The 20,251-nt window shown below is 62.0% G+C and carries 17 protein-coding genes and 4 pseudogenes; 12 read left to right on the top strand and 9 right to left on the bottom strand.

Features of this window, described 5'->3' with window-relative positions:
• Positions 1-2 precede the first annotated feature (2 nt).
• From ACT6VE_RS24965 to ACT6VE_RS24940, 6 genes are all read left to right on the top strand, one after another.
• Complete coding sequence (locus ACT6VE_RS24965; RefSeq protein WP_444801042.1) at positions 3-818, top strand: HpcH/HpaI aldolase family protein; 816 nt, start codon at positions 3-5, stop codon at positions 816-818.
• Positions 819-1,805 (top strand): hydroxyacid dehydrogenase, encoded by a 987-nt coding sequence (locus ACT6VE_RS24960; protein ID WP_444801041.1) that lies wholly within the window; start codon positions 819-821, stop codon positions 1,803-1,805.
• 2 nt (positions 1,806-1,807) lie between these two features.
• Positions 1,808-3,316 carry a sugar ABC transporter ATP-binding protein gene (locus tag ACT6VE_RS24955; RefSeq protein WP_444801040.1) on the top strand — a complete coding sequence of 503 codons (1,509 nt, stop codon included), beginning with the start codon at positions 1,808-1,810 and terminating at the stop codon, positions 3,314-3,316.
• Entirely contained in the window at positions 3,313-4,329 is a 1,017-nt protein-coding gene (locus ACT6VE_RS24950; protein ID WP_444801039.1) for an ABC transporter permease, read from the top strand. Before ACT6VE_RS24955 ends, ACT6VE_RS24950 begins: the two co-directional genes overlap by 4 nt.
• Positions 4,330-4,362: 33 nt before the next feature.
• Complete coding sequence (locus ACT6VE_RS24945) at positions 4,363-5,307, top strand: substrate-binding domain-containing protein (RefSeq protein ID WP_444801038.1); 945 nt, start codon at positions 4,363-4,365, stop codon at positions 5,305-5,307.
• A 195-nt stretch (positions 5,308-5,502) separates the two neighbouring features.
• Positions 5,503-6,414 (top strand): MurR/RpiR family transcriptional regulator, encoded by a 912-nt coding sequence (locus tag ACT6VE_RS24940; protein ID WP_069063817.1) that lies wholly within the window; start codon positions 5,503-5,505, stop codon positions 6,412-6,414.
• 45 nt (positions 6,415-6,459) lie between these two features.
• On the opposite strand, the gene iolG is transcribed toward ACT6VE_RS24940, so the two are convergent.
• Positions 6,460-7,461 (bottom strand): inositol 2-dehydrogenase, encoded by a 1,002-nt coding sequence (gene iolG, locus ACT6VE_RS24935; RefSeq protein ID WP_444801037.1) that lies wholly within the window; start codon positions 7,459-7,461, stop codon positions 6,460-6,462.
• A gap of 108 nt (positions 7,462-7,569) precedes the next feature.
• Between iolG and ACT6VE_RS24930 the strand changes: the two genes are divergently transcribed.
• From ACT6VE_RS24930 to ACT6VE_RS24910, 5 genes are all read left to right on the top strand, one after another.
• Entirely contained in the window at positions 7,570-8,763 is a 1,194-nt protein-coding gene (locus ACT6VE_RS24930; RefSeq protein WP_444801036.1) for a Gfo/Idh/MocA family protein, read from the top strand.
• A 92-nt stretch (positions 8,764-8,855) separates the two neighbouring features.
• Positions 8,856-10,697, top strand: a complete 1,842-nt coding sequence (gene iolD, locus ACT6VE_RS24925; protein ID WP_444801035.1) for a 3D-(3,5/4)-trihydroxycyclohexane-1,2-dione acylhydrolase (decyclizing) — start codon at positions 8,856-8,858, stop codon at positions 10,695-10,697.
• A 45-nt stretch (positions 10,698-10,742) separates the two neighbouring features.
• Positions 10,743-11,795: a sugar phosphate isomerase/epimerase family protein gene (locus ACT6VE_RS24920; protein WP_444801034.1), complete on the top strand. Its 1,053-nt coding sequence runs from the start codon at positions 10,743-10,745 to the stop codon at positions 11,793-11,795.
• A gap of 53 nt (positions 11,796-11,848) precedes the next feature.
• The gene (locus ACT6VE_RS24915; RefSeq protein WP_444801092.1) at positions 11,849-12,982 is read left to right on the top strand and encodes a Gfo/Idh/MocA family protein; all 1,134 of its coding nucleotides are present in this window, start codon (positions 11,849-11,851) and stop codon (positions 12,980-12,982) included.
• Positions 12,983-13,042: 60 nt separating this feature from the next.
• On the top strand, positions 13,043-13,849 hold the full coding sequence (locus ACT6VE_RS24910; RefSeq protein ID WP_444801033.1) for an SDR family oxidoreductase: 807 nt from the start codon (positions 13,043-13,045) through the stop codon (positions 13,847-13,849).
• A 46-nt stretch (positions 13,850-13,895) separates the two neighbouring features.
• Here the strand turns inward: ACT6VE_RS24910 and ACT6VE_RS24905 are convergent.
• A pseudogene (locus ACT6VE_RS24905) lies at positions 13,896-14,000 on the bottom strand (transposase); the annotation flags it as partial.
• A 78-nt stretch (positions 14,001-14,078) separates the two neighbouring features.
• A pseudogene (gene tnpB / locus ACT6VE_RS24900) lies at positions 14,079-14,348 on the bottom strand (IS66 family insertion sequence element accessory protein TnpB); the annotation flags it as partial.
• Positions 14,349-14,879: 531 nt separating this feature from the next.
• On the opposite strand from tnpB, the pseudogene ACT6VE_RS24895 reads away from it, so the two are divergent.
• Positions 14,880-15,473, top strand: a pseudogene (locus tag ACT6VE_RS24895) (alpha/beta fold hydrolase); the annotation flags it as partial.
• Between the two features lie 127 nt (positions 15,474-15,600).
• Here ACT6VE_RS24895 and ACT6VE_RS24890 read toward each other — a convergent pair.
• The 6 genes and pseudogenes from ACT6VE_RS24890 to eutA all read right to left on the bottom strand — a co-directional run.
• Positions 15,601-16,029, bottom strand: a pseudogene (locus ACT6VE_RS24890) (transposase); the annotation flags it as partial.
• Positions 15,915-16,271, bottom strand: a complete 357-nt coding sequence (locus ACT6VE_RS24885) for an IS3 family transposase (RefSeq protein WP_444801091.1) — start codon at positions 16,269-16,271, stop codon at positions 15,915-15,917. The gene ACT6VE_RS24885 and the pseudogene ACT6VE_RS24890, both read right to left, overlap by 115 nt.
• A gap of 110 nt (positions 16,272-16,381) precedes the next feature.
• Positions 16,382-16,657: a hypothetical protein gene (locus ACT6VE_RS24880; protein WP_444801032.1), complete on the bottom strand. Its 276-nt coding sequence runs from the start codon at positions 16,655-16,657 to the stop codon at positions 16,382-16,384.
• A gap of 424 nt (positions 16,658-17,081) precedes the next feature.
• Entirely contained in the window at positions 17,082-18,224 is a 1,143-nt protein-coding gene (locus ACT6VE_RS24875) for a M20 metallopeptidase family protein (RefSeq protein ID WP_444801031.1), read from the bottom strand.
• Between the two features lie 40 nt (positions 18,225-18,264).
• Entirely contained in the window at positions 18,265-19,443 is a 1,179-nt protein-coding gene (locus ACT6VE_RS24870) for a M24 family metallopeptidase (RefSeq protein ID WP_444801030.1), read from the bottom strand.
• Between the two features lie 28 nt (positions 19,444-19,471).
• A complete protein-coding gene (gene eutA / locus ACT6VE_RS24865; protein WP_444801029.1) occupies positions 19,472-20,233 on the bottom strand; it encodes an ectoine utilization protein EutA in 762 nt (253 codons plus the stop codon).
• Positions 20,234-20,251 lie beyond the last annotated feature (18 nt).

The following is a 20,251-nucleotide window of genomic DNA, read 5'->3' as shown; positions in this document are numbered from 1 at the left end:
CCATGATCAAGAACGGTGTCAAACAGCGCTGGGCCGAAGGCAAGCCTGTCCTCAATGGCTGGCTCTCCATCGCCAATTCCTTCAGTGCAGAAATCATGGCCGCGCAGGGCTACGACTCGCTCACCATCGACATGCAGCACGGCATTGTCGGTTACGACGGGGCGGTGCCGATGCTGCAAGCCATGCGGGCAAGCGGGGTGACGCCGCTGGTGCGCGTGCCCTGGCTCGATCCCGCCGACATCATGAAGGCGCTGGATGCCGGCGCCTATGGCGTCATCTGCCCGATGATCAACACGAGCGCCGAGGCCGAGCGGCTCGTCTCCTATGTGCGCTATCCGCCGACGGGCGTGCGCAGCTTCGGCCCCAGTCGAGCACTGTTTTCCGCCGGTGCCGGATACGCCGCGGAAGCCGACGACGAAATGATCTGCCTTGCCATGATCGAGACCGCGCAGGCCTACGAGAACCTCGAGGATATCCTCGCGACCCCCGGCCTCGACGGCGTCTATATCGGCCCTGCCGACCTGACGCTCGGACTTCAGGGCAAGCGTTACGCGCCCGGCTTCGATCGCCGCGAGCCGGAAATGATCGAGGCGATCAAGACGATCCTTCATGCCGCCCACAAGGCCGGCAAGCGGGCAGCGCTGCACAACGGCACCCCTGATTATGCAGCGGAAGCTGTGGGCTGGGGTTTCGATTTCGTGACCGTCACCAACGACGTTCGTCTCCTCGCAGGTGCTGCCGAGGCGAGTGTGCGAAAATTCCGCGATCTCGTGCAGGAAGTCGCGCCCGCCAACACGATCGACACGGGGGGATATTGAATGCCCAGAATCCTGGTGGCGGGAAAAATCCACGCAGACGGTCTTGCCGTCCTCAATACCGCACCCGGCTTGACGATCGACTATGTCGAGGAGGTTTCCGCGGCAAGCTACGCGCCGTTCCTCGCGACCGCCGATGCGCTCCTCATTCGCACCCAGCCGCTGTCGGCGGCCTTCATTGCCGATGCGCCGAACCTCAAGATCGTTTCGCGCCACGGCGTCGGTTACGATTCGGTCGATGTTGCGGCCCTGAACGGCCGCGGCATCCCGCTTGCCGTCGTGGGAGATGTGAACTCCCGCGCCGTGGCCGAGCACGCCGTCATGCTGATGCTCTCGGCCGCGCGCCGCACCGTCCTCTTCGACCGCAAGATGCGGGAAGGCGACTGGAATTATCGCAACAGCCTGGATGCCGATGAATTGGACGGTGGCACATTGCTGGTGGTCGGCTTTGGGCGCATCGGCAGGCGGCTGGCGCAGATCGCGACGGCGCTCGGCATGACGGTGCTTGCCTACGACAAGTTCCAGGGTGCGGACCAGATCGTGGCGGCCGGCGCAACGCCGGTGGATGACTTGCTCGATGGCCTTTCGCGCGCCGACGTGGTGTCGCTGCATGTGCCCAAGTCAGGCGCCGAGCCTTTGATCGGTGCGAAGGAGCTGGCCGTGATGAAACGCTCGGCCATTCTCGTCAACACGGCGCGCGGCGGTCTGATCGATGAAGGGGCGTTGCTGGCGGCGCTCAACGAGGGGCGGCTTGCCGCGGCCGGTCTCGACGTGCTCGATGCCGAACCGCCGGCGAATGACGATCCCATGCTCGCCTGCGACCGGGTGGTGCTGTCCCCGCACAATGCCGGGCTCACCGAAGCCTGCGCGCGGCGCATGGCCATCTCGGCAGCGGCAAATATCCTGGATTTCTTCAGCGGCACGCTCGACCCGGCACTCGTCGTCAACCGCGCCGATATTGCTCCGCGTCTTTCTCCGGTCGGCGGCTGATCATGACGCTGCTGGTATTTCGCGACATCGCCAAATCCTATGGCATCGTGCCGGTGCTGAAGGGCATCGACCTCGTGGTGAAACCGGGCGAGGTGCTGGCGCTTGTTGGTGAAAACGGCGCGGGCAAATCCACCCTCATGCGCATTGCTGCCGGGCTGGCGCCGCCGTCTTCGGGCACGATGCTGCTGGACGGCGCGCCGGCGCCGGCAACGCTGCATGCCGCCGAGCGCGCGGGCATCGTCATGGTGCACCAGGAATTCTGCCTGGCGCCCCATTTGACGGTGGCGGAAAACGTCTTTCTAGGCCGGGAAATCACACGCGGCCTCTTCACCGATCGCAAGGCGATGGAGATACGGGCGCGCGATTTGCTGGCTGAACTCGGTTCGGCGGCTCCCGTTCGAGCACGGTTGCGCGATCTCCCTGTCTCGGACTGGCAGATGATCGAGCTCGCAAAGGCCTTCGCCCGCCAGCCGAAGCTCATTCTGATGGACGAGCCGACCGCAGTGTTGTCAGCGACGGAGGCGGGCAACCTGTTCAGCCGCATCCGCGCGTTCCGCGAGACGGGCGGTTCGGTGATCTTCACCTCGCACCGCCTTGATGAGGTGAAGGATATCGCGGACCGCGTCGCGGTCCTGCGCGACGGCCAGATCGTGCGTGTCGAGAACACCGGCGATATTTCCGAGGATGCGATGGCCGAGGCGATGGTCGGGCGGCCGCTTGCGGAAATCTATCCACCCAGGCGCGGTGCGGCGGACCGTAAGGCATTGCTCAGCGTCGCCGGCCTGACGTCGCCGGGCGCCGTCGAGGAGGCGACACTCGATATTCGTGAAGGCGAAGTGCTCGGCATTTCCGGGCTCGTCGGCTCCGGCCGCACGGAACTTTTCGAGGCATTGTTCGGGCTGCGGCCGGCACGCTGCGGGTCCTTCGTGCTGCGTGGCGAGGCGCGCAAGCTGCCGGCGGCGCGTGAGGCCTGGGGGCTGAAACTCGCCTATCTGACGGAGGACCGCAAGGGCAAGGGCCTGCTGCTCGGCAAGTCGCTCGACCAGAACGTGGCGCTGACCAAGGGGGCGATCAACGGTGCGAGCTGGATCGACCGGCGGGCTGAGCGGCGTGATCTCGAAACCGCCGTCGGACGTTATGACATCCGCACCGGACGGCTCGACGTGACGGCCGGCGCGCTCAGCGGCGGCAACCAGCAGAAGGTTCTGATCGCCAAGACGCTTGCCGTCGAGCCCGACCTGATCGTCTTCGACGAGCCGACGCGCGGCGTCGATATCGGCGCCAAGCAGCAGATCTACGAGATCATCGCGACACTCGCCGCAGAGGGCAAGGCGATCGTCGTCATCTCGTCCGAGATGCAGGAGATCGTCGGTCTGTCCGACCGCGTGCTGGTCATGCGGCGCGGCCGCATTACCGGTGAACTTTCCGGCGACGCGATCAGCGAGACCGACATCATTCGATTTGCCATGGGCCTGGAAGACAGAGCCCCGCAGGAGGAGGCAAGCCCTTGACCGACATTACCGCATCATCCGCCGGCAACGCCAAAGCGTCGCCGGGCCGCACCCTTGCGGGCATTTTCGAGGCCGCAGGCCCGCTCATCGCCCTCATCTTGCTGATGCTCGTCGGCTCCCTGATGAGCGACAGTTTTCTCGGCGCGGAAAACCTTTCCAACGTTTTCACGCGCAGCGCCATCATCGGCATCATCGCGGTTGGCGCCACCTTCGTCATCACGGCGGGCGGGCTTGACCTTTCCGTCGGTTCGCTCTCGGCGCTGGTCGCAGGCGTGACGATCATGTTCATGAATTCGGCCGCCGAGGTGCTCGGGCCGGGCTGGCAACTCGTTGCCGCCGGCATCGTCTGCTCTCTTGTCGTCGGTGCCGCGGCCGGCCTTCTCAACGGGGTCATGATCGTCAAGGGGCGAGTGGAAGCCTTCATCGTGACGCTTGGCGCCATGGGCATCTTCCGCTCGGTCATCACCTGGCTTGCGGATGGCGGCTCCATCTCGCTCGATTTCTCGCTGCGCGATGCCGCGCGCCCGATCTACTATGGCCAGATCCTCGGTATCGCCGTGCCGATCCTCGTGCTCGGCGTTATCGCCCTCGTCGGCGAACTGGTGCTGCGTCGCATGCGCTTCGGCCGGCATGCGGCTGCCATCGGATCGAACCGCCATGTCGCCTTCTATTCGGCGATCCCGGTCAACCGCGTGCGCATCCTGACCTATGTCATCCAGGGCCTCTGCGTCGCCATCGCAACGGTGATCTACGTGCCGCGCCTCGGCGCAGCTACCCCTTCGACCGGCTTGATGTGGGAGTTGGAGGCGATTGCCGCGGTCATCATCGGCGGCACGGCGCTTAGCGGCGGCTTCGGCCGTATCTGGGGTACCATTGTCGGCGTGCTGATCCTTGGCTTCATCAGCAATATCCTCAACCTCACCGGCTTCGTCAGCCCCTATCTCAACGGCGCATTCCAGGGGGCGATCATCATCATCGCAGTCCTCCTGCAACGCGACCGCTCGCAGGGATGACCTTTCTTTCGCTTCAACAGGGAGACACGCGAAATGTTCAACAGATTGAAATCCATGATCGCCGCGGGCGCGGTCGTCGCGGGGCTGGCAATGCCGGCATTCGCCGCCGACGCCGTTATCGGCGTCTCGATCCCGGCCGCCACCCATGGCTGGACGGGTGGCCTCAACTACCACACCAAGCGCACGATCGACCGGATGAAGGAAGCCTTCCCGAATATCGACTTCGTGCTGGCGACCTCGTCGAGCGCCACGCAGCAGGTCAACGACATCGAGGACCTGATGGCGCGCAACATCAATGCGCTCGTCGTACTGCCCTTCGAATCCGATCCGCTGACCGAGCCGGTCAAGGCTGCCAAAGCGAAGGGCGTGTTCATCGCGACCGTCGACCGGGGTCTTGCCGAAGAAGGCATCGAAGACCTCTATGTCGGCGGCGACAACCCGCAATACGGCAAGGCGGCGGCCGAATACTTCAAGAAGAAGTTTCCGGATGGTGGCAAGATCGTCGTGATGCGCGGCATTCCGACGGCGATCGACAACATCCGCATCGACGCCTTCAACGCGGCGCTGAAGGATACCAAGATCGAAGTGCTCGACATGCAGTATGCCAACTGGAACCCGGACAAGGGTTTCGAGGTGATGCAGGACTATCTCCAGCGGTTCCCTGAGATCGACGGCGTGTGGGCCGGCGACGACGATGCCGCACTCGGCGCCATCGAGGCGATCAAGCAGGCGGAGCGCAAGAATGTGACGGTGCTGGGCGGTTCCGGCATGAACAAGGTGATCAAGCTGGTGATGGACGGCCATGACATGGTCGATGCCGACATCTTCTACCCGCCGACGCTGATCATTCCGGCGATCGAACTCGTCACCATGAAGTTCGCCACGCAGGCACCGATCAACGGTCGCTACGTGCTCGGCAGCCCGCTGATCACCAAGGACAATGCGGCGGAATACTACTTCCCCGATGCCCCCTATTGAGGAATGAAAGGGGTGCGCTCATCAGGGCGCACCCGTATAGTCGCCTCTGGAAGGGCGGCCGGACAGGTCCGCCGCGACAAGCGTTGCGGATTGTCGATTTTTGCAATACTGCACTGATCAGGCGATTGGACCGCGCGCAAGACAAGTATGGAATGCCGCGGCCTCTTGCACATCACGCTTCAGGAGTTGCGCTGCATGCCACGGGTAAAACAGTCCGATCAGCCGCCACCGCGCACAGCCAACTACGAAACATTCGTCAATCTCGTCACGGAAGCCTATCCGGACTTGAGCGACCGTTTCCAGCAGGTTGCCCGCTTCATCACGCAGAACCCGAACGTCGTCGCGATGAAATCGATCAACGCGATTGCCGAGGAGTGCGGCGCCCATCCCTCCATCCTTGTACGCTTCGCCCAGAATTTCGGGTTTTCCGGTTTCAAACAGCTCCAGGCGGTTTTCCAGACCCGGCTCTCGACGGCAGCCCCCGGTTATCGCGAGCGGATCAGCGCGCTGGACGTCGATCTGGAAAAGAACAAGCGGAAGGGAAATCTTGGCTTCCTGCACGATCTGGTCGTTCGCGATATTGCAACGCTTCAGGAACTGCTGAGCTCGACGCCCGAGGAAAGCCTGTCCAAGGCGGCCAAGGTCATAAAGAGCGCGAATACGATCTTTATCGCCGGGCAACTGCGCTCCGAGCCGATCGCGAAATTCCTCCGCTACGTGCTCTCCATGCTTCAGTTGCGGGTCATTCTGCTCGACCCTGCGGGCGGGCTCGCGCCCGAGATGGCGCAGGTCATGGGCAAGAAGGACGTGCTGATCGCAATAGCCTTCCGTCACTATGCCAAGGAAGTCGTGACGATCGCCGACGTTGCGGCACACAATGGCACGCCGATGGTTGCCATTACCGACAGCCAGCTGTCACCGCTTGCGAAGAACGCCAGCGTTCTGTTCACGATCCCGGAGGATGAATATTCGTTCTCGCGCTCGCTTGCGGCGCCCATGTGTCTGACCCAGGCGATCGCGGTCGCGGTTGCGGCGCTGCTCCAGGAGGACAAGAAGGACTCGCCGCAAATTCCGACGGTGACGGGAAACCAGCGCCGCAAGCCCTAAGAAGAAAATGCCCGCCATATCCGTCTGGAACGGCGGGCAGGGGTCTCAGCCGACGATTTCGCGGATGTTGACGAACCGCCGCTCCGCGCGCGAGAGATTTGCAGCCTCGGCGAGCGCCAGGGACTTTTCGCCGTCTTCAAAGGTGGCATCCGGCGTGGCGTTGGTTTCGACGCAGTCGATGAACGATTCCAGCCCCAGCGCATAGGCTTCCGCATAGCGCTCGATGAAGAAGTTGAGGAAGGGCTCTGCGGCGCCCGTCGCGGTCGGCCCGAACCGTTCGAGGCCATGCGCGCGACGGTTCCCGGAGATGAGCATGCCGTTCGAACCCAGGATCTCGACGCGCTGGTCATGGCCGTAGATCGCGGCGCGGGAGTTGTTGATGTTGCAGAGCTTGCCGCTTTCCGTGCGCAGAACGACCATGGTGGAGTCGATATCGTTCAGCTCCGCAAGCGTTGGGTCGATGAGCGCGCTGCCGGTGGCGAAAACTTCGACGGGCTCTTCGCCCAGCATGAAGCGGGCGAGGTCGAAATCGTGGATGGTCATGTCCTTGAAGATGCCGCCCGATGCCTTGAGGTATTCGCGCGAGGCGAGGCCGGGGTCGCGCGACGTGATGATCACCTGGCGAATATCGCCGATCTCGCCGGACCGCGCCGCATCGCGCGCTGCCCGGTGGCCCGGATCGTAGCGGCGGTTAAAGCCGATCTGGATCGGCCTGTCGAAGCCCTGTAGTGCTGCGCGGCAGGCCTTGACCCGGGCCAGCGACAGATCGATGGGCTTTTCGCAGAAGATGGCCTTGCCGGCTTTCGCGGATGCCTCGATGAGATCCGCATGCGTCGGCGTGGAGGTCGCGATCAGCACGGCATCGGCCTGTGCGATGGCTTCTTCCGCACTTCCGGCAACCAGGCATCCGAACTCGCGACCGACTTCGTCGGCGGCTGCGGAAACGGGGTCGTACACGGCTGCGAGTTCGGCTTTGCTTGAACGCACAATCGTGGCAGCATGCATCTTCCCGATGCGCCCGCAGCCGAGCAACGCGATCCTGATCATCAATTTCCTCCTGATGGTGATGCAAAAAAAGTTGCGCATTTGATATTCCGTCAATATTAATTCTGCAAGCCTGTTTTCGGGCAAGCGTGGATTTTGAGGGAGGGGATCATGGCAGAGGTTTCAGGCAGCCAAGAATTTCCGCTGGCCGAGCGTCGTTTGCGGCTCGGCATCGTCGGTGGAGGGCAGGGCAGCTTTATCGGCAAGGTGCATGCTCGCGGCGCCCGGCTCTCCAATCGCTGGGATCTTGTTGCGGGCGCACTGTCGTCCCGGCCGCAGGTGGCGCTGGAATCCGGGCGTGCCTGGCTGCTCGCTGAGGACCGCATCTACACGGATTACCGGGTGATGGCCGAGCGCGAGGCGGCGCGGCCGGATGGCATCGATGCCGTGGCGATCACCACGCCGAACAATTCCCACCATGCCATCGCCTGCGCCTTCATGGAAAAGGGCATCGACGTCATCAGCGACAAGCCGCTGACGACGACGCTTGCCGATGCACTCGATCTCGTGCGACGGCAAAGGGAGACGGGCCTCGTCTTCGGCGTGACCTATGCCTATGCCGCCTCCGCCATGGTGCGGCAAGCCCGGGCGATGATCCGCGAGGGCGTGCTTGGAAAGTTGCAGCAGGTGCATGTCGAGTATTTTCAGGAATGGGCGCTGACCCCGCTGAGCGATGCCGGTGCCGGCGCGCAATGGCGGGTCGATCCGTCGATCGTCGGCCCCACCTTCACGACCGGCGACATAGGCACCCATTGCCATCATCTCGGCGCCTTCGTCTGCGGTCGCCCCGTCACGGCGGTTCGGGCGGAGTTCCACACACTGGGCCCGCCGAAGGCGCTGGAGGACACGGCCTTCATGCATGTGCGCTACGAAGGCGACATTCCCGGCACCATCATGATCTCGCAGGTCGCGCCCGGCGCCCATTGTGGGCTGCGCATCCGGGCCTTCGGCGACAAGGCAAGCCTGGAATGGAACCAGGAAGAGCCTGAAATCCTGCATTTCCGCCGCTTCAACGAACCGGCCCACGTGCTGACGCGCGGCGAAGGCGCCGGTATCGGCGTGCATGCGGCGCGCTTCGTGCACATGCCGCGCGGCCACCCGGAGGCGCTGAGCGACGCCTGGGGCAATCTCTACGAGGAATTCGCGATTGCCGTCGAGGCACGCCGTCTTGGCAGGACCCTGCCCGCAGGGCTGCTGGAATATCCGACGGTGGTGGACGGTGCGCTTGGCGTCAAGCTCATCGAAGCGGCGCTCGCATCGAGCCAGTCGGGCGGGCGATGGACAGATTGCGCGCTGCCTTCGTAGTCCGCAATAAGTATTGCAATAATCTGAAAAATGAAATAATAGTTTCATGAAGAGGGCTGGCGCGGCAATGCCGGCTCAGGGAGGTTTTTTAAATGGGTACCGTTCGTCTCACCATGGCCCAGGCCCTGGTCCGCTATCTCTGCAACCAGTTTACCGAAATCGACGGCCGGCGCGAGCCGCTTTTCCCGGGCGTCTTCGCCATTTTCGGCCATGGCAATGTGACCTGCCTGTCGGAGACGTTGGAGGCGGTCAAGGACACGCTGCCAACCTGGCGCGGCCAGAACGAACAGTCGATGGCACTCGCTGCAATCGGTTTTGCCAAGGCGACGCGCCGCCGCCAGATCATGGTCGCGTGCAGCTCCATCGGCCCGGGCGCGCTGAACATGGTGACGGCTGCGGGCGTGGCGCACACCAATCGCCTTCCCATCCTGCTTCTCGCCGGTGACAGCTTCGTCAACCGCCGCCCTGATCCGGTGATGCAGCAGGTAGAGCATTTCGGCAATCCGACCATTACCGTCAACGATGCCTTCAAGGCCGTGACACGCTACTGGGATCGCATCACCCATCCCGAACAAATTCTCTCCTCGCTGCCGCAGGCCGTCGCCGTCATGCTGGATCCCGCCGATTGCGGCCCGGCGTTCCTCGGCTTGCCGCAGGATGTGCAGGAGATCGCCTGGGACTATCCGGAAAGTTTCTTCACGCCGACCGTGCACAAGGTGCCGCGCCCGCGGCCCGATCGCGACAGCCTCGCTGAGGCGATCCGCGTGTTGAAGGCGGCCAAGCGGCCGCTGATCATCTCTGGCGGCGGCGTGCGCTATTCCGGCGCGGAAACGGCGCTGGCCGATTTTGCGGAAAAGCACGGCATCCCGCTTTGTGAGACCATTGCCGGCAAGGGCACGGTCACCCACGACCATCCCGCCCATGTCGGCCCGATCGGCATCGTCGGCTCCACCTCGGCCAATGCGCTTGCCGGCGAGGCCGATGTGATTCTGGCGGTCGGCACACGCCTCATGGACTTCACGACGGGCTCCTGGACGGCCTTCTCGCCCGACGCCCGGTTCGTCTCGATCAATGCGGCGCGCTGGGATGCCAACAAGCATCGCGCCGTCGCCGTGGTGGGCGATGCGTTGGAAACGGTCGGTGAGCTTGAGGCCGCCATCGGCGACTACAAGGCCGACGCCGGCTGGACGGAAAAGGGCAGGCTGGAATTCGCCAAGTGGAACGATGCGCTCGACGGCTATCAGAAGCCGACGAACGCGCCTGTTCCGACCTATGCCCACGTGGTCGGCATCGTGAATTCCAAGGCGAAGGACCGTGACCTCATCATCACCGCCGCCGGCGGCCTGCCGGGCGAGGTGATGAAGAACTGGCGTGTCAAGGCGCCGAACACCTTTGATTGCGAATTCGGCTTCTCCTGCATGGGCTACGAAATCGCCGCCGGCTGGGGCGCGGCCATGGCCGATCCCACCCGTACGCCCATCGTCATGATCGGCGACGGCACCTACATGATGATGAATTCGGACATCTATTCGACCGTTCTTTCCGGCCACAAGATGATCCTCATCGTTTGCGACAACGGCGGCTACGCCGTCATCAATCGCCTGCAGAATGCCAAGGGCGGCGCCTCTTTCAACAATCTCATCAAGGATTGCCGCGTCAAGGAGCCCTTCGCGGTCGACTTCGGCAAACATGCCGAGTCGATGGGCGCGCTCACCCGGCACGTCGAAAGCCTTGCCGATCTCGGCGATGCGGTCGAATGGGCGCAGACGACGGACCGCACGACCGTGCTGACGATCGTGTCCGATGCCTTCACCTGGACGCCCGGTGATGCCTGGTGGGATGTCGGCGTGCCGCAGGTCAGCGAGCGGGCGGAGGTCAATGCCGCCGCGAAGGACCAGCAGGAAGGTCGCAAGAACCAGCGCGTCGGCGTCTGATCGCGCCACGGCCTCGTAACCCTATTGATCTGAAGGACGACAAGCATGAGAACCATCAAGGGTCCCGGCGTGTTTCTCGCGCAGTTTGCCGGCGATGACGCCCCGTTCAACTCGCTGAAGGGACTGGCCGGCTGGGCCGCCGACAAGGGGTTCAAGGGTGTTCAGATCCCCACCTGGGACCGCCGGGTGATCGATCTCGAACGCGCGGCGGATAGCCAGGATTATGTCGACGAGATCAAGGGAACGCTTGGCGAGCATGGCCTCGTCGTGACGGATCTCGCCAGTCACCTGCAAGGGCAGCTCGTCGCCCTCCACCCGTCCTTCAACCTGCCGGCCGATTCCTTTGCGCCGGCCAAGGTTCACCGTGATCCAGCGGCCCGTCAGGAATGGGCCGTCAACCAGTTGCTCTGCGCAGCCAAGGCCTCGCGCCGTTTCGGCCTTGATCGCCATACGACTTTTAGCGGAACGCTCCTGTGGCCTTATTTCTACCCCTATCCGCAATGGCCGGACGGGTTGATTTCCGACGGCTTCGATGAGCTGGCGCGGCGCTGGCGGCCGATCCTCGATGCCTTCGACCACGAGGGCGTCGACGTCTGTTACGAAATCCATCCGACCGAGGACCTGCATGACGGCCTGACCTTCGAGATGTTTCTGGAGCGCGTCGACAATCATGCGCGCTGCAACATCATGTACGACCCGAGCCATCTGGTGCTTCAGTCGATCGACTACCTCACCTACATTGATCACTACCACCAGCGCATAAAGACCTTCCACGTTAAGGATGCGGAGTTCCGGCCAACGGGCAAGACGGGCGCCTATGGTGGCTATCAACCCTGGGTCAGCCGTGCCGGCCGCTTCCGTTCCCCCGGCGACGGGCAGGTCGATTTCGGGGCGATCTTCTCGAAACTCACGGGCTACGGTTTTGATGGATGGGCCGTGCTCGAATGGGAATGCTGCCTGAAGAATTCGGAAGACGGCGCTGCCGAGGGAGCGCACTTCATTCGCGATCACATCATCAAAGTCTCGGATCGCGCTTTCGATGACTTCGTGAAGTTCGGTGCAGACCGATCCGTCAACAATGAAATCCTCGGTATTTAAGGACTTTGGCCGTGTCGAACACTAACCTGTCCAACCGTCGTCTTCGCCTCGGCATGGTCGGTGGCGGCGAAGGCGCCTATATCGGCGGCATCCACCGCTTCGCCGCCCGTCTCGATAACCACTTCGATCTCGTGGCGGGCGCATTCGATGTTGATGCCGAACGAGGCCACAGCTTCGCCTCGAAGAATTTCATCGATAGCGACCGCTCGTATGGCGACTATCTCGCCATGGTGGCGGGCGAGCGCGCACGCGACGATCACATCGATGTGGTGGCGATCTGCACGCCCAACCACACCCATTTTCCCATTGCCAAGGCGTTTCTCGAAGCGGGGATCGACGTCATTTGCGAAAAGCCCATGACCACGACCGTCGAGGATGCGATCGCGCTCCACGACCTGGCAAAGACAACAGGACGTTTCCTTGGTGTGACCTACACCTACAGCGGCTACCCGATGGTCCATGAGGCGCAGGCCATGGTTGCGCGCGGAGACCTCGGCAAGGTCCGCGTGGTGCAGGTCGAATATCCGCTGGAATGGATGGCGACGGGGATCGAATTGCAAGGCAACCAGCAGGCGGCCTGGCGCACCGATCCAAAGAAGAACGGGCGCGGCGGCTCGATCGGCGACATCGGCACGCATGCCTATCATCTCGCGGGCTTCGTAACCGGATTGAAGGCTGAAGCCGTCGCCGCCGACCTTGCGACATTCGTCGAGGGCCGTGCTCTGGATGACAATGCCCACGTGATGATCCGCTACGAAGGCGGTGCGCGCGGCCTTCTGTGGTCCTCCCAGGTCGCGATCGGCCAGTCGAATGGCCTGCGGCTACGGGTCTTCGGCGAGAAGGGCAGCCTCGCCTGGCATCAGGAGCAGCCGAATGAACTGGTCTTCACGGGGCTCTTCGGCGCCCCGGAAACGATCAAGCGCGGTCGCGACGATCTCACCTATGGTGCGCGCGTTCGAACCCGCACACCGCCGGGCCATCCCGAAGGCTATATCGAAGCGTTCACGAACCTCTATTCCGGCTTCGCCGCCGTCATCCGTGCGAAGGAGAGCGGAGCCTCGGCTGGACCGTTCGGGGAGGGGATCCCTTCCTCCTATGACGGGCTCAAAGGCGTGGCCTTCGTCGACGCCGTCGTTGACAGCCATGAGAAGCACAATGGCGGATGGTTGCCGCTGCAGTTCGCCTAGAGCGCGCACTGGACGAACCAAACCGTAAGACATCGCGCAGGCGCAGGAGAGGAAATTCGAATGGCACAGTTTGAAAACAAGATCATCGTCGTGACCGGCAGCACCCAGGGGCTTGGTGCCGCAACCGCAAAGCTTCTTGCGGAACGCGGCGCGAAAGGGCTGGTCATTTGCGGGCGATCTGAAGAAAAAGGTGCGGCGCAGGCAGCCCAACTTGAAGCCCTGGGTGCGGAAACGGTTTTTGTCAAAGCCGACCTGTCGAACGTGGAAGACTGCAAGGCCGTCATCGCCGCGGCGGACAAGAAATTCGACCAACTCGACAGCTTGGTCAATGCTGCCGGCATGACAAATCGCGGCACGATCCTCAACACCAGTCCGGAACTCTTCGATCAGCTGTTCGCGGTCAACACCCGGGCACCGTTCTTCCTCATGCAAAGCGCGATCGAGCTTTTCAAGCGCGACAGCATTGCGGGAACGATCGTCAACATTTCAACGATGTCCTCGATGGGTGGACAGCCGTTCCTGGCTGCCTACAGCGCCTCCAAGGGCGCTCTTGACACACTCACGCGCAACACCGCCTACGCCACTTTGCGGAATCGTATTCGCGTAAACAGCCTCAACATCGGCTGGATGGCGTCGGAAGGCGAGGACAGGACGCAACGCGAGCTGGATGGTCAGCCAGCTGATTGGCTTGCCAAGGCCGTGACCGCCCAACCGAATGGCCGCCTGATCGACCCTGAAGAGGTTGCACGCGCTGCCGCATTCCTCGCTTCGGAGGAGTCCGGATTGATGACCGGTGCCATTATCAACTTCGACCAGGCGGTCTGGGGCGCTTATGACAGCCTGCCGCACCCAAATTCGGCTTTGTAAGTCTGCGCCATCAGCTGGCTTGGACGGGGCCGGCTAGCTGAGAAACCGCAATGAGCTTCTTCAATCGCGCATTCTCGTCCTCGGTCTGCTTCAGCTTCCTGATCTCCAGCGGCAGCAGACCGGCGTATTTCTTTTTCCAATTAAAGTAGGTCGGCACGGCGGCATCGGCAGGCTTCGGCATCGGCAGGCATCGGCATCGACTGGAAGCCGAGCTTCTGTGCCGCCGTCGCGAATCGATCCCTTCCCTTAGCATCGCCAGTTGTGCTGCCGTCAGCCGCGCGGTGCCATCGCTTGCCGATGGCCAGGGGAAACGGCCTTTCTCCAGAACCTCGTAATAGAGGCAGAAGCCCTGGCCATCCCAAAACAGCCGCTTGATGCGATCACCCTGTCGCCCACGAAACGCGAACACCGATCCGGTCGCAGGCGTCTGGCGTAGCGACGACTGCACCAGCGCCATCAGTCCGTCGATCCGTTTACGCATGTCGGCCAAGCCGCAGGCGAGATAGACCCGGGCATTTGTGTCTGGGTGATCATGCCTCTTCCACCGAGCGTATCAGCGCCTTCAGCACTTCAGGTGCAATATCGGCCTCGACTTTCAAAAATCGACCGCCCTTGCAGCCAATCTCGATACGCGTTGATCGTGTCGACAGAGGTGGCTCGGGAAATTCGAACGTCTGGGATAAGTGGCATTTCCGCCATGTAGCCCCTTGCGTTCAGGTACCCGTCGCCAGGCCCTGGATCAGGATGAGAGGAAATAGGCAGATTCGACAAATGCTTATTGTAGTAGAAGTGTAGCGCGCAATCATAGGAGATAGGTGGAATCCCATGTCGGCTCAAAAAGGCATGGGCCTGTCAAAATCGCGTGCATAGAATGAAGGGTGGCAGGTATGCCAAAAGACGAAGTGAGCGTTTTTAATCATCAAGACGGGCAGCACCTGACGGTCTATGGCGCTGATCTATACTACGAGGTCGAGGGTAACAAGGTGGGGAAGTCGCTTGTCTTCTTGCATGACGGACTTGGCACAATCGAGGATTTCAACCAATCTTGTTGCGGCTTGACAAGGAGTGCCGCCTAATAGGCATCGACAGCAGGGGACAGGGGAAGTCAACGCTAGGGTTGGAAAAGCTCAGCTATCGGCGCATTGAACAGGATGTCGCGGCCGTTTTGCGCCACCTCGATCCCGGCCCTGTCACGCTGATTGGTCATAGCGATGGCGGCATCGTTGCCCTCCGGCTGGCGGCGGCAAAAGACATTTCGATCGACAAGGTGCTGGCGATCGGCGCGCACTGGGCATTGGGCGAAAGCGATCCGGCTCGGGAGATGTATGCGGGCGTTACGGCAGATGCCTGGCGGGAGATGTTCCCTGGAGACGTCGGCACCTATCACAGGATCAACCCGCAGCCCGATCTCGAACGTATCACGCGGGCAGTCGTGGATATGTGGTTGGATACAGGCGCTGATGGCTATCCGAATGAAATGGTGTGCGAGATCGGATGCGATCTTCTGGTCATACGGGGCCCTGATGACATGCTGGTATCGCGGCTGAATGCCGTGGAACTCGTCGAGCGGGTCACCGGCGCAAAACTGATGAATCTACCTTTCGCTGGTCATTCCGGGATCTGAAGGCGGTACCGGCTGTCAACGGCGGAGTAAAATCCGGTCACGCGTGGAGTGCGCCCCTCGGAGTGGACAGATCAGGTAGTCTGAATTGACCAGGGCAGGGCGTGTTTTTCCTCGAATTTGTTCGGGCTCATATAACCAAGGCTGAGTGTAGGCGCGTTTCATTATAGATGCTGTCGATGAAGGCAGGCAAGTCCGCTGCAACATCCTCGAAGGTGTCATATTCGGTAATGTAGACCGCCTCGACCTTGAGTGTTTTCATGAAGCTCTCGGCCTTGGCATTGTCATACGGGTTGCCTTTCCGGCTCATGGATCCGACGAAGCTATGCATTTCGAGTGCACGCTGATGACGCGAGGCAACATATTGGCATCCTCTGTCGGTTTGAAAGACACAGCCAGGAAGCTGCTTGCGGATCGCGATAGCGGCGTTCAGCGCTGCCAGCGTCAGTCTGGTGTCGGTATTTTGACCGAGTGCATAGCCGATAACCTTGCGTGACCAGGCATCGAGAATGACCGCCAGATAGACAAAACCCACCGCGATAGCGACAAAGGTGATGTCACCGACCCAGAGTTATCAGGGCCGTAGACCTTCAAACCCCTGGCGACATTGGGATGGATCGGACTGTCGTGATCGCTGTTGGTCGTTGCAACGTAGCGGCGCTTCCTCTTGGGGCTGAGTGCCTGCTCGCGCATGATCCGGCGCACCTTCTTTGAATTCACCACAAAATCGCGGTGGCGTAATTCGGCCGTCACACGGCGGTAGCCATAGTTGGGGCAGGCCATTTCGCATATGGCGTGGATCTCGGTTGTGACAGGATTGTCCGGGCTACCGCCGATTGGGCATAGAATATGGAGCGCGGTGGCCCATCAGTTCGCACCCTCGTTTGACGGAGAGGGAAGCGGGCCGGTGATCACGGATCCAGACTCGCTTTTCGGTACTCGTCTGTGCTGCAAAGCCCCTTTAGAAACTCGATCTCCAGCGCTTGTCGTCCGATAAGTCGTCCCAAAGCAGCGATCCGGGTCTCGTATTCGGGCAGAAGTTCGGCTTCGACGGCATCTCCGTCGAACTCGCCGCGCTCGTATTTCTCGGTCCAGATGGGGATCAGCGTACCGCAGATATCATGCTTCAGGCTCAGCGAGCGCATCGACTCGCCTCGGAAATAGGCTTCGACAATCTCGCGCTTCATCGCTGTGCTTTGGCGGCGGTGTCTTCGTGGCATGGGCTATCTCCATAGCAAATGCCCGAACCGGTCAAAACTTTTTCATCAATCTGTCCACCCCGAGGCGCACGCTCCAGTTGGACGCAGAAGCCATGGCCGCATAACTTAAACAAAATGGTCTCCGGAAAACCAGGGGCGGTTCAGAGTTAACCGCTCTTGGTTTCAAGGACGCTGACGTCGGGCAGTCAGGGCCTACACTCAGTCAAGCCAATGAAATTTGTGCGCTGAAGCGCGAGCGGTCTGTTATCCTTTATACAACCAAATTTCGCAAACAACTGTGGAGGAGCCCGCGTATCGAGCATCGGTCTGACAAGCAAAGCCATGACCACAGCCAAAATGCAGAGCGTGGCGAGATATGATAGCTGTTTGAGCAATAAGCTTCTCCATAAGCCTACTCCACGTGATTGAGGAAGGCTCTTGCTGCTATCGCCAGCACCTTCGCGCCGATAGGTAGTGCCATCTCGTCCACGCGGAATTTCGGGTGGTGGAGAGGATAGACGGCGTCGATCGTCTCGTTGCGGATGCCGAGGCGGAAATACACGGCGGGGCACTTTTCGCTGTAGAACGCGAAATCGTCGGCCGCAGTCCAGCCGGGCGCATTGAGGACGTTGTCGCGTCCGACCACGTCGGCGCCCGCGCGCTGGATGAAGCCGACCATCTCGGGATCGTTGACGACCGGTGGCTCGCCACGCTGGATGTTCACCTCGACGGCGGCTCCATGAGTTGCGGCAACGCCGTCGAAAACCTGTCGCAGCCGGCGCCAGGCTTTTTGCCTTGTTTCCTCATGGCCGCTGCGGATCGTGCCCTTCAGGCGGACCTCGGGCGCAATTACATTATAGGCGCCTCCGCCTTCGATGCCGGTGACAGAGACGACCAGCGGATCGTACGGATCGATCTCACGCGATACGATCTTCTGCAGCTCCGTTACCATCGAGCAGGCGACCGCGATGGCATCCACGCCATCCGAGGGGTTCGCGGCATGCGCGGAGTTTCCGGTCACGATGACGTCGAAGATATCGCAGGCGAGTGTGTAGGGGCCTGCGCCGACGCCAATCCGGCCGGCTGGCATATAGGGATCGACGTGGATGCCGATTGCGGCGTTCACGTCATCGAGAAGGCCCTCCTCGATGACGCGCCGCCCGCCGAGCGGTTCAGCTTCCTCGGCGGGCTGGAAGATCAGCCGCACGGTACCGCTGAAGGCTTGCTTCTGCTGATTCAGGAGAACCGCGGCGGCATAACCCATCGCGGCATGGGCATCGTGGCCGCAAGCATGCATCACACCTGGCCGCTCCGATGAGAACGGCACCCCCGACGTTTCGTTGATCGGCAAGGCATCGATATCGGCCCGGACCACGACCTTGCGGTTAGAAGGGCCGGCTGTTCCGACGACGTCGACAGCAAGGCCGAAGCCGGCGACGGGCCGAATATGTTCAAGCCCGGCCTCCTCGAGCACCTGCTTCAGATAGGCCTGCGTCTCCCGTTCCTCGTTCGAGAGTTCCGGAGTGCGGTGCAGGTGACGCCGGATGTCGATCATCCGGCGTTCCAGAGACGGCTCCATTCCTGCCGTGTCTTGATCAGGCTTTGACATGGATTTCCCTTGGGAAATTGGTGAGCGTCTCGCATCCCCGCTCGGTCACGAGGAAGGTCTCGCTCACCTCAATGCCCCAGCCGTCCATCCACATGCCGAGTATGGAATGCAGCACGTTCCCGGGCTTCAGGATGGTCTTGTCGCCGGCGCGCAGGCTGATCGTGTGTTCGCCCCAATCCGGTGGGTAGGCGACGCCGATGGAGTAGCCGATGCGCGATTCCTTCTTCAGGCCGTAGCGTTGGATGACCTGGCGCCAGCTCGTCTCGACCTCCTCCGCCGTTACACCCGGTTTGACAGTCGCAAGCACGGCCTCCATGCCTTCGAGAACCGCCTTGCTCGTGTCGCTCACCTTGGTGGGCATCGTGCCAAGCTGCATCGTTCTGGCAAGGCCTGCCGTGTAGCGGCGGACCACGCCGGCAAGCTCGAGCGCCACTGTCTCGTTTTCGCCGAAGCGTCGGTCGCTCCACATGACATGGGGTGCTGATGCGTTTTCGCCGCCCAGGATGGTCGGGGGCAGCGCGGTGATGTCGCCGGCGAAGTCCGGTGACCCTGCAATCTGCGCCGCCTGGATCCGGGCGATGGCGTCGCATTCGCGCACACCGGGCGCAATGACGTCATAGGCCGCGGCCACGGCCGCTTCGGCAAGGCGCGAGGCCTTGCGCAGGTAGCGGATCTCGGCTTCCGATTTCACGCTGCGGATCCAGTTCACCAGGAGGTCCGCGTCGTGGAAGGTCGCGTTGGGCAGGCCGGCGGTGAGGCGGGCATGCGCCTTGGGTGAATAGTAGTATGCTTCCAGCTCGATACCGATATTGCCGCGGCCCCAGCCTTTCTGGGTTATCCAAGCGGCAATCCAATCCATCGGGTGCCGGTCGGCGCGCTGCACGTGATCTTCCGGGAAGCCGACGACGTTTTGCGGCTTCATCCATGCCGTCAGCAGGCCGCCGGCGGCATCCATGGCGCGGCCGATCCATACGGGCTCTTCGTCGGTGACGGGCACCAGCACGACCTGCGGTGTGTAAAAGGACCAGCCGTCATAGCCGGTGATATAGTGCTGGTTGGCGATGTCGTTGACGATCAGAAGGTCGAGATTTCTGCGTGCCATTTCTTCACGGATAGCCTGAAGCCGGGCCTTGTATTCGGAGAGCGCGAAGGGAAGTTCGATCATGAAGAACGTATCCTGTTCGATGGGCGGATTATGGGGTTTCGGTAATGGCAAGCAGGCGGCAGGGGGCTGCCGGCTCCGCGGCGATGCCGCATTGCCGGAGGCTGGCCCAAGCGGCCGCCAGATTGCTGGTGACAACGGGAAGACCGGTCCGCCGTTCGATTTCGGGTACGCATTGAGCAACACGCAGCGCGGTGCAGGCGACGAAAAGCGCCGCGGCTCCCGGTGTAACCGTCGCGACGGCCAGCCTGACGATCTCCTCGTGCGGCAGGCGCGCCATTTCGCGATCGTCCTCCATGCCGAGACAGGCGAGGCGATCGACCTCGAAGCCCCGGTCGGAGAAAAAGGCGTGCATTGGCTCTGCCGTTCGCCCGACATAGGGTGTCAGGATATTGATGCGCCTGGCCCGAAGGGCGCGCAGGGCCTGGACGGCCGCACCGGCAGGTGTAATGACGGGCGTTCCCGGCTTGCCGGCTCGGACGGCTGCTGCAACCTCTTCTTCGCCGATGACCACCGATGCCGAGGTGCAGCCATAGACGATGGCGTCGAGGTCTTCGCCCGGCAAGATGAGTGCGGCAGCCTCCGCGAGAAGCGGATGCATCGCGCGCAGGTTTTCCGGCGTGGTCGGATTGGCGTAGTGAACACGCGTTACATGGACGGCAATGTCGTCGCTTGCCACCAGACGCCGGAAATCGGCCTCCACCGTATGGTCTGTGGCAAGTGCAATCAGGCCGATGCGCCGTGAAGCGGGGCGATCATCCAGTGTCCATTGTGGCTGAAATTCGTCGATCATGCGCGCTCCGGAGGCTTC

Origin of the sequence: Shinella sp. (assembly GCF_052438155.1) — a bacterium.
Taxonomy (GTDB): Bacteria; Pseudomonadota; Alphaproteobacteria; order Rhizobiales; family Rhizobiaceae; genus Shinella.
This window is presented reverse-complemented; position numbering and strand designations above follow the sequence as displayed.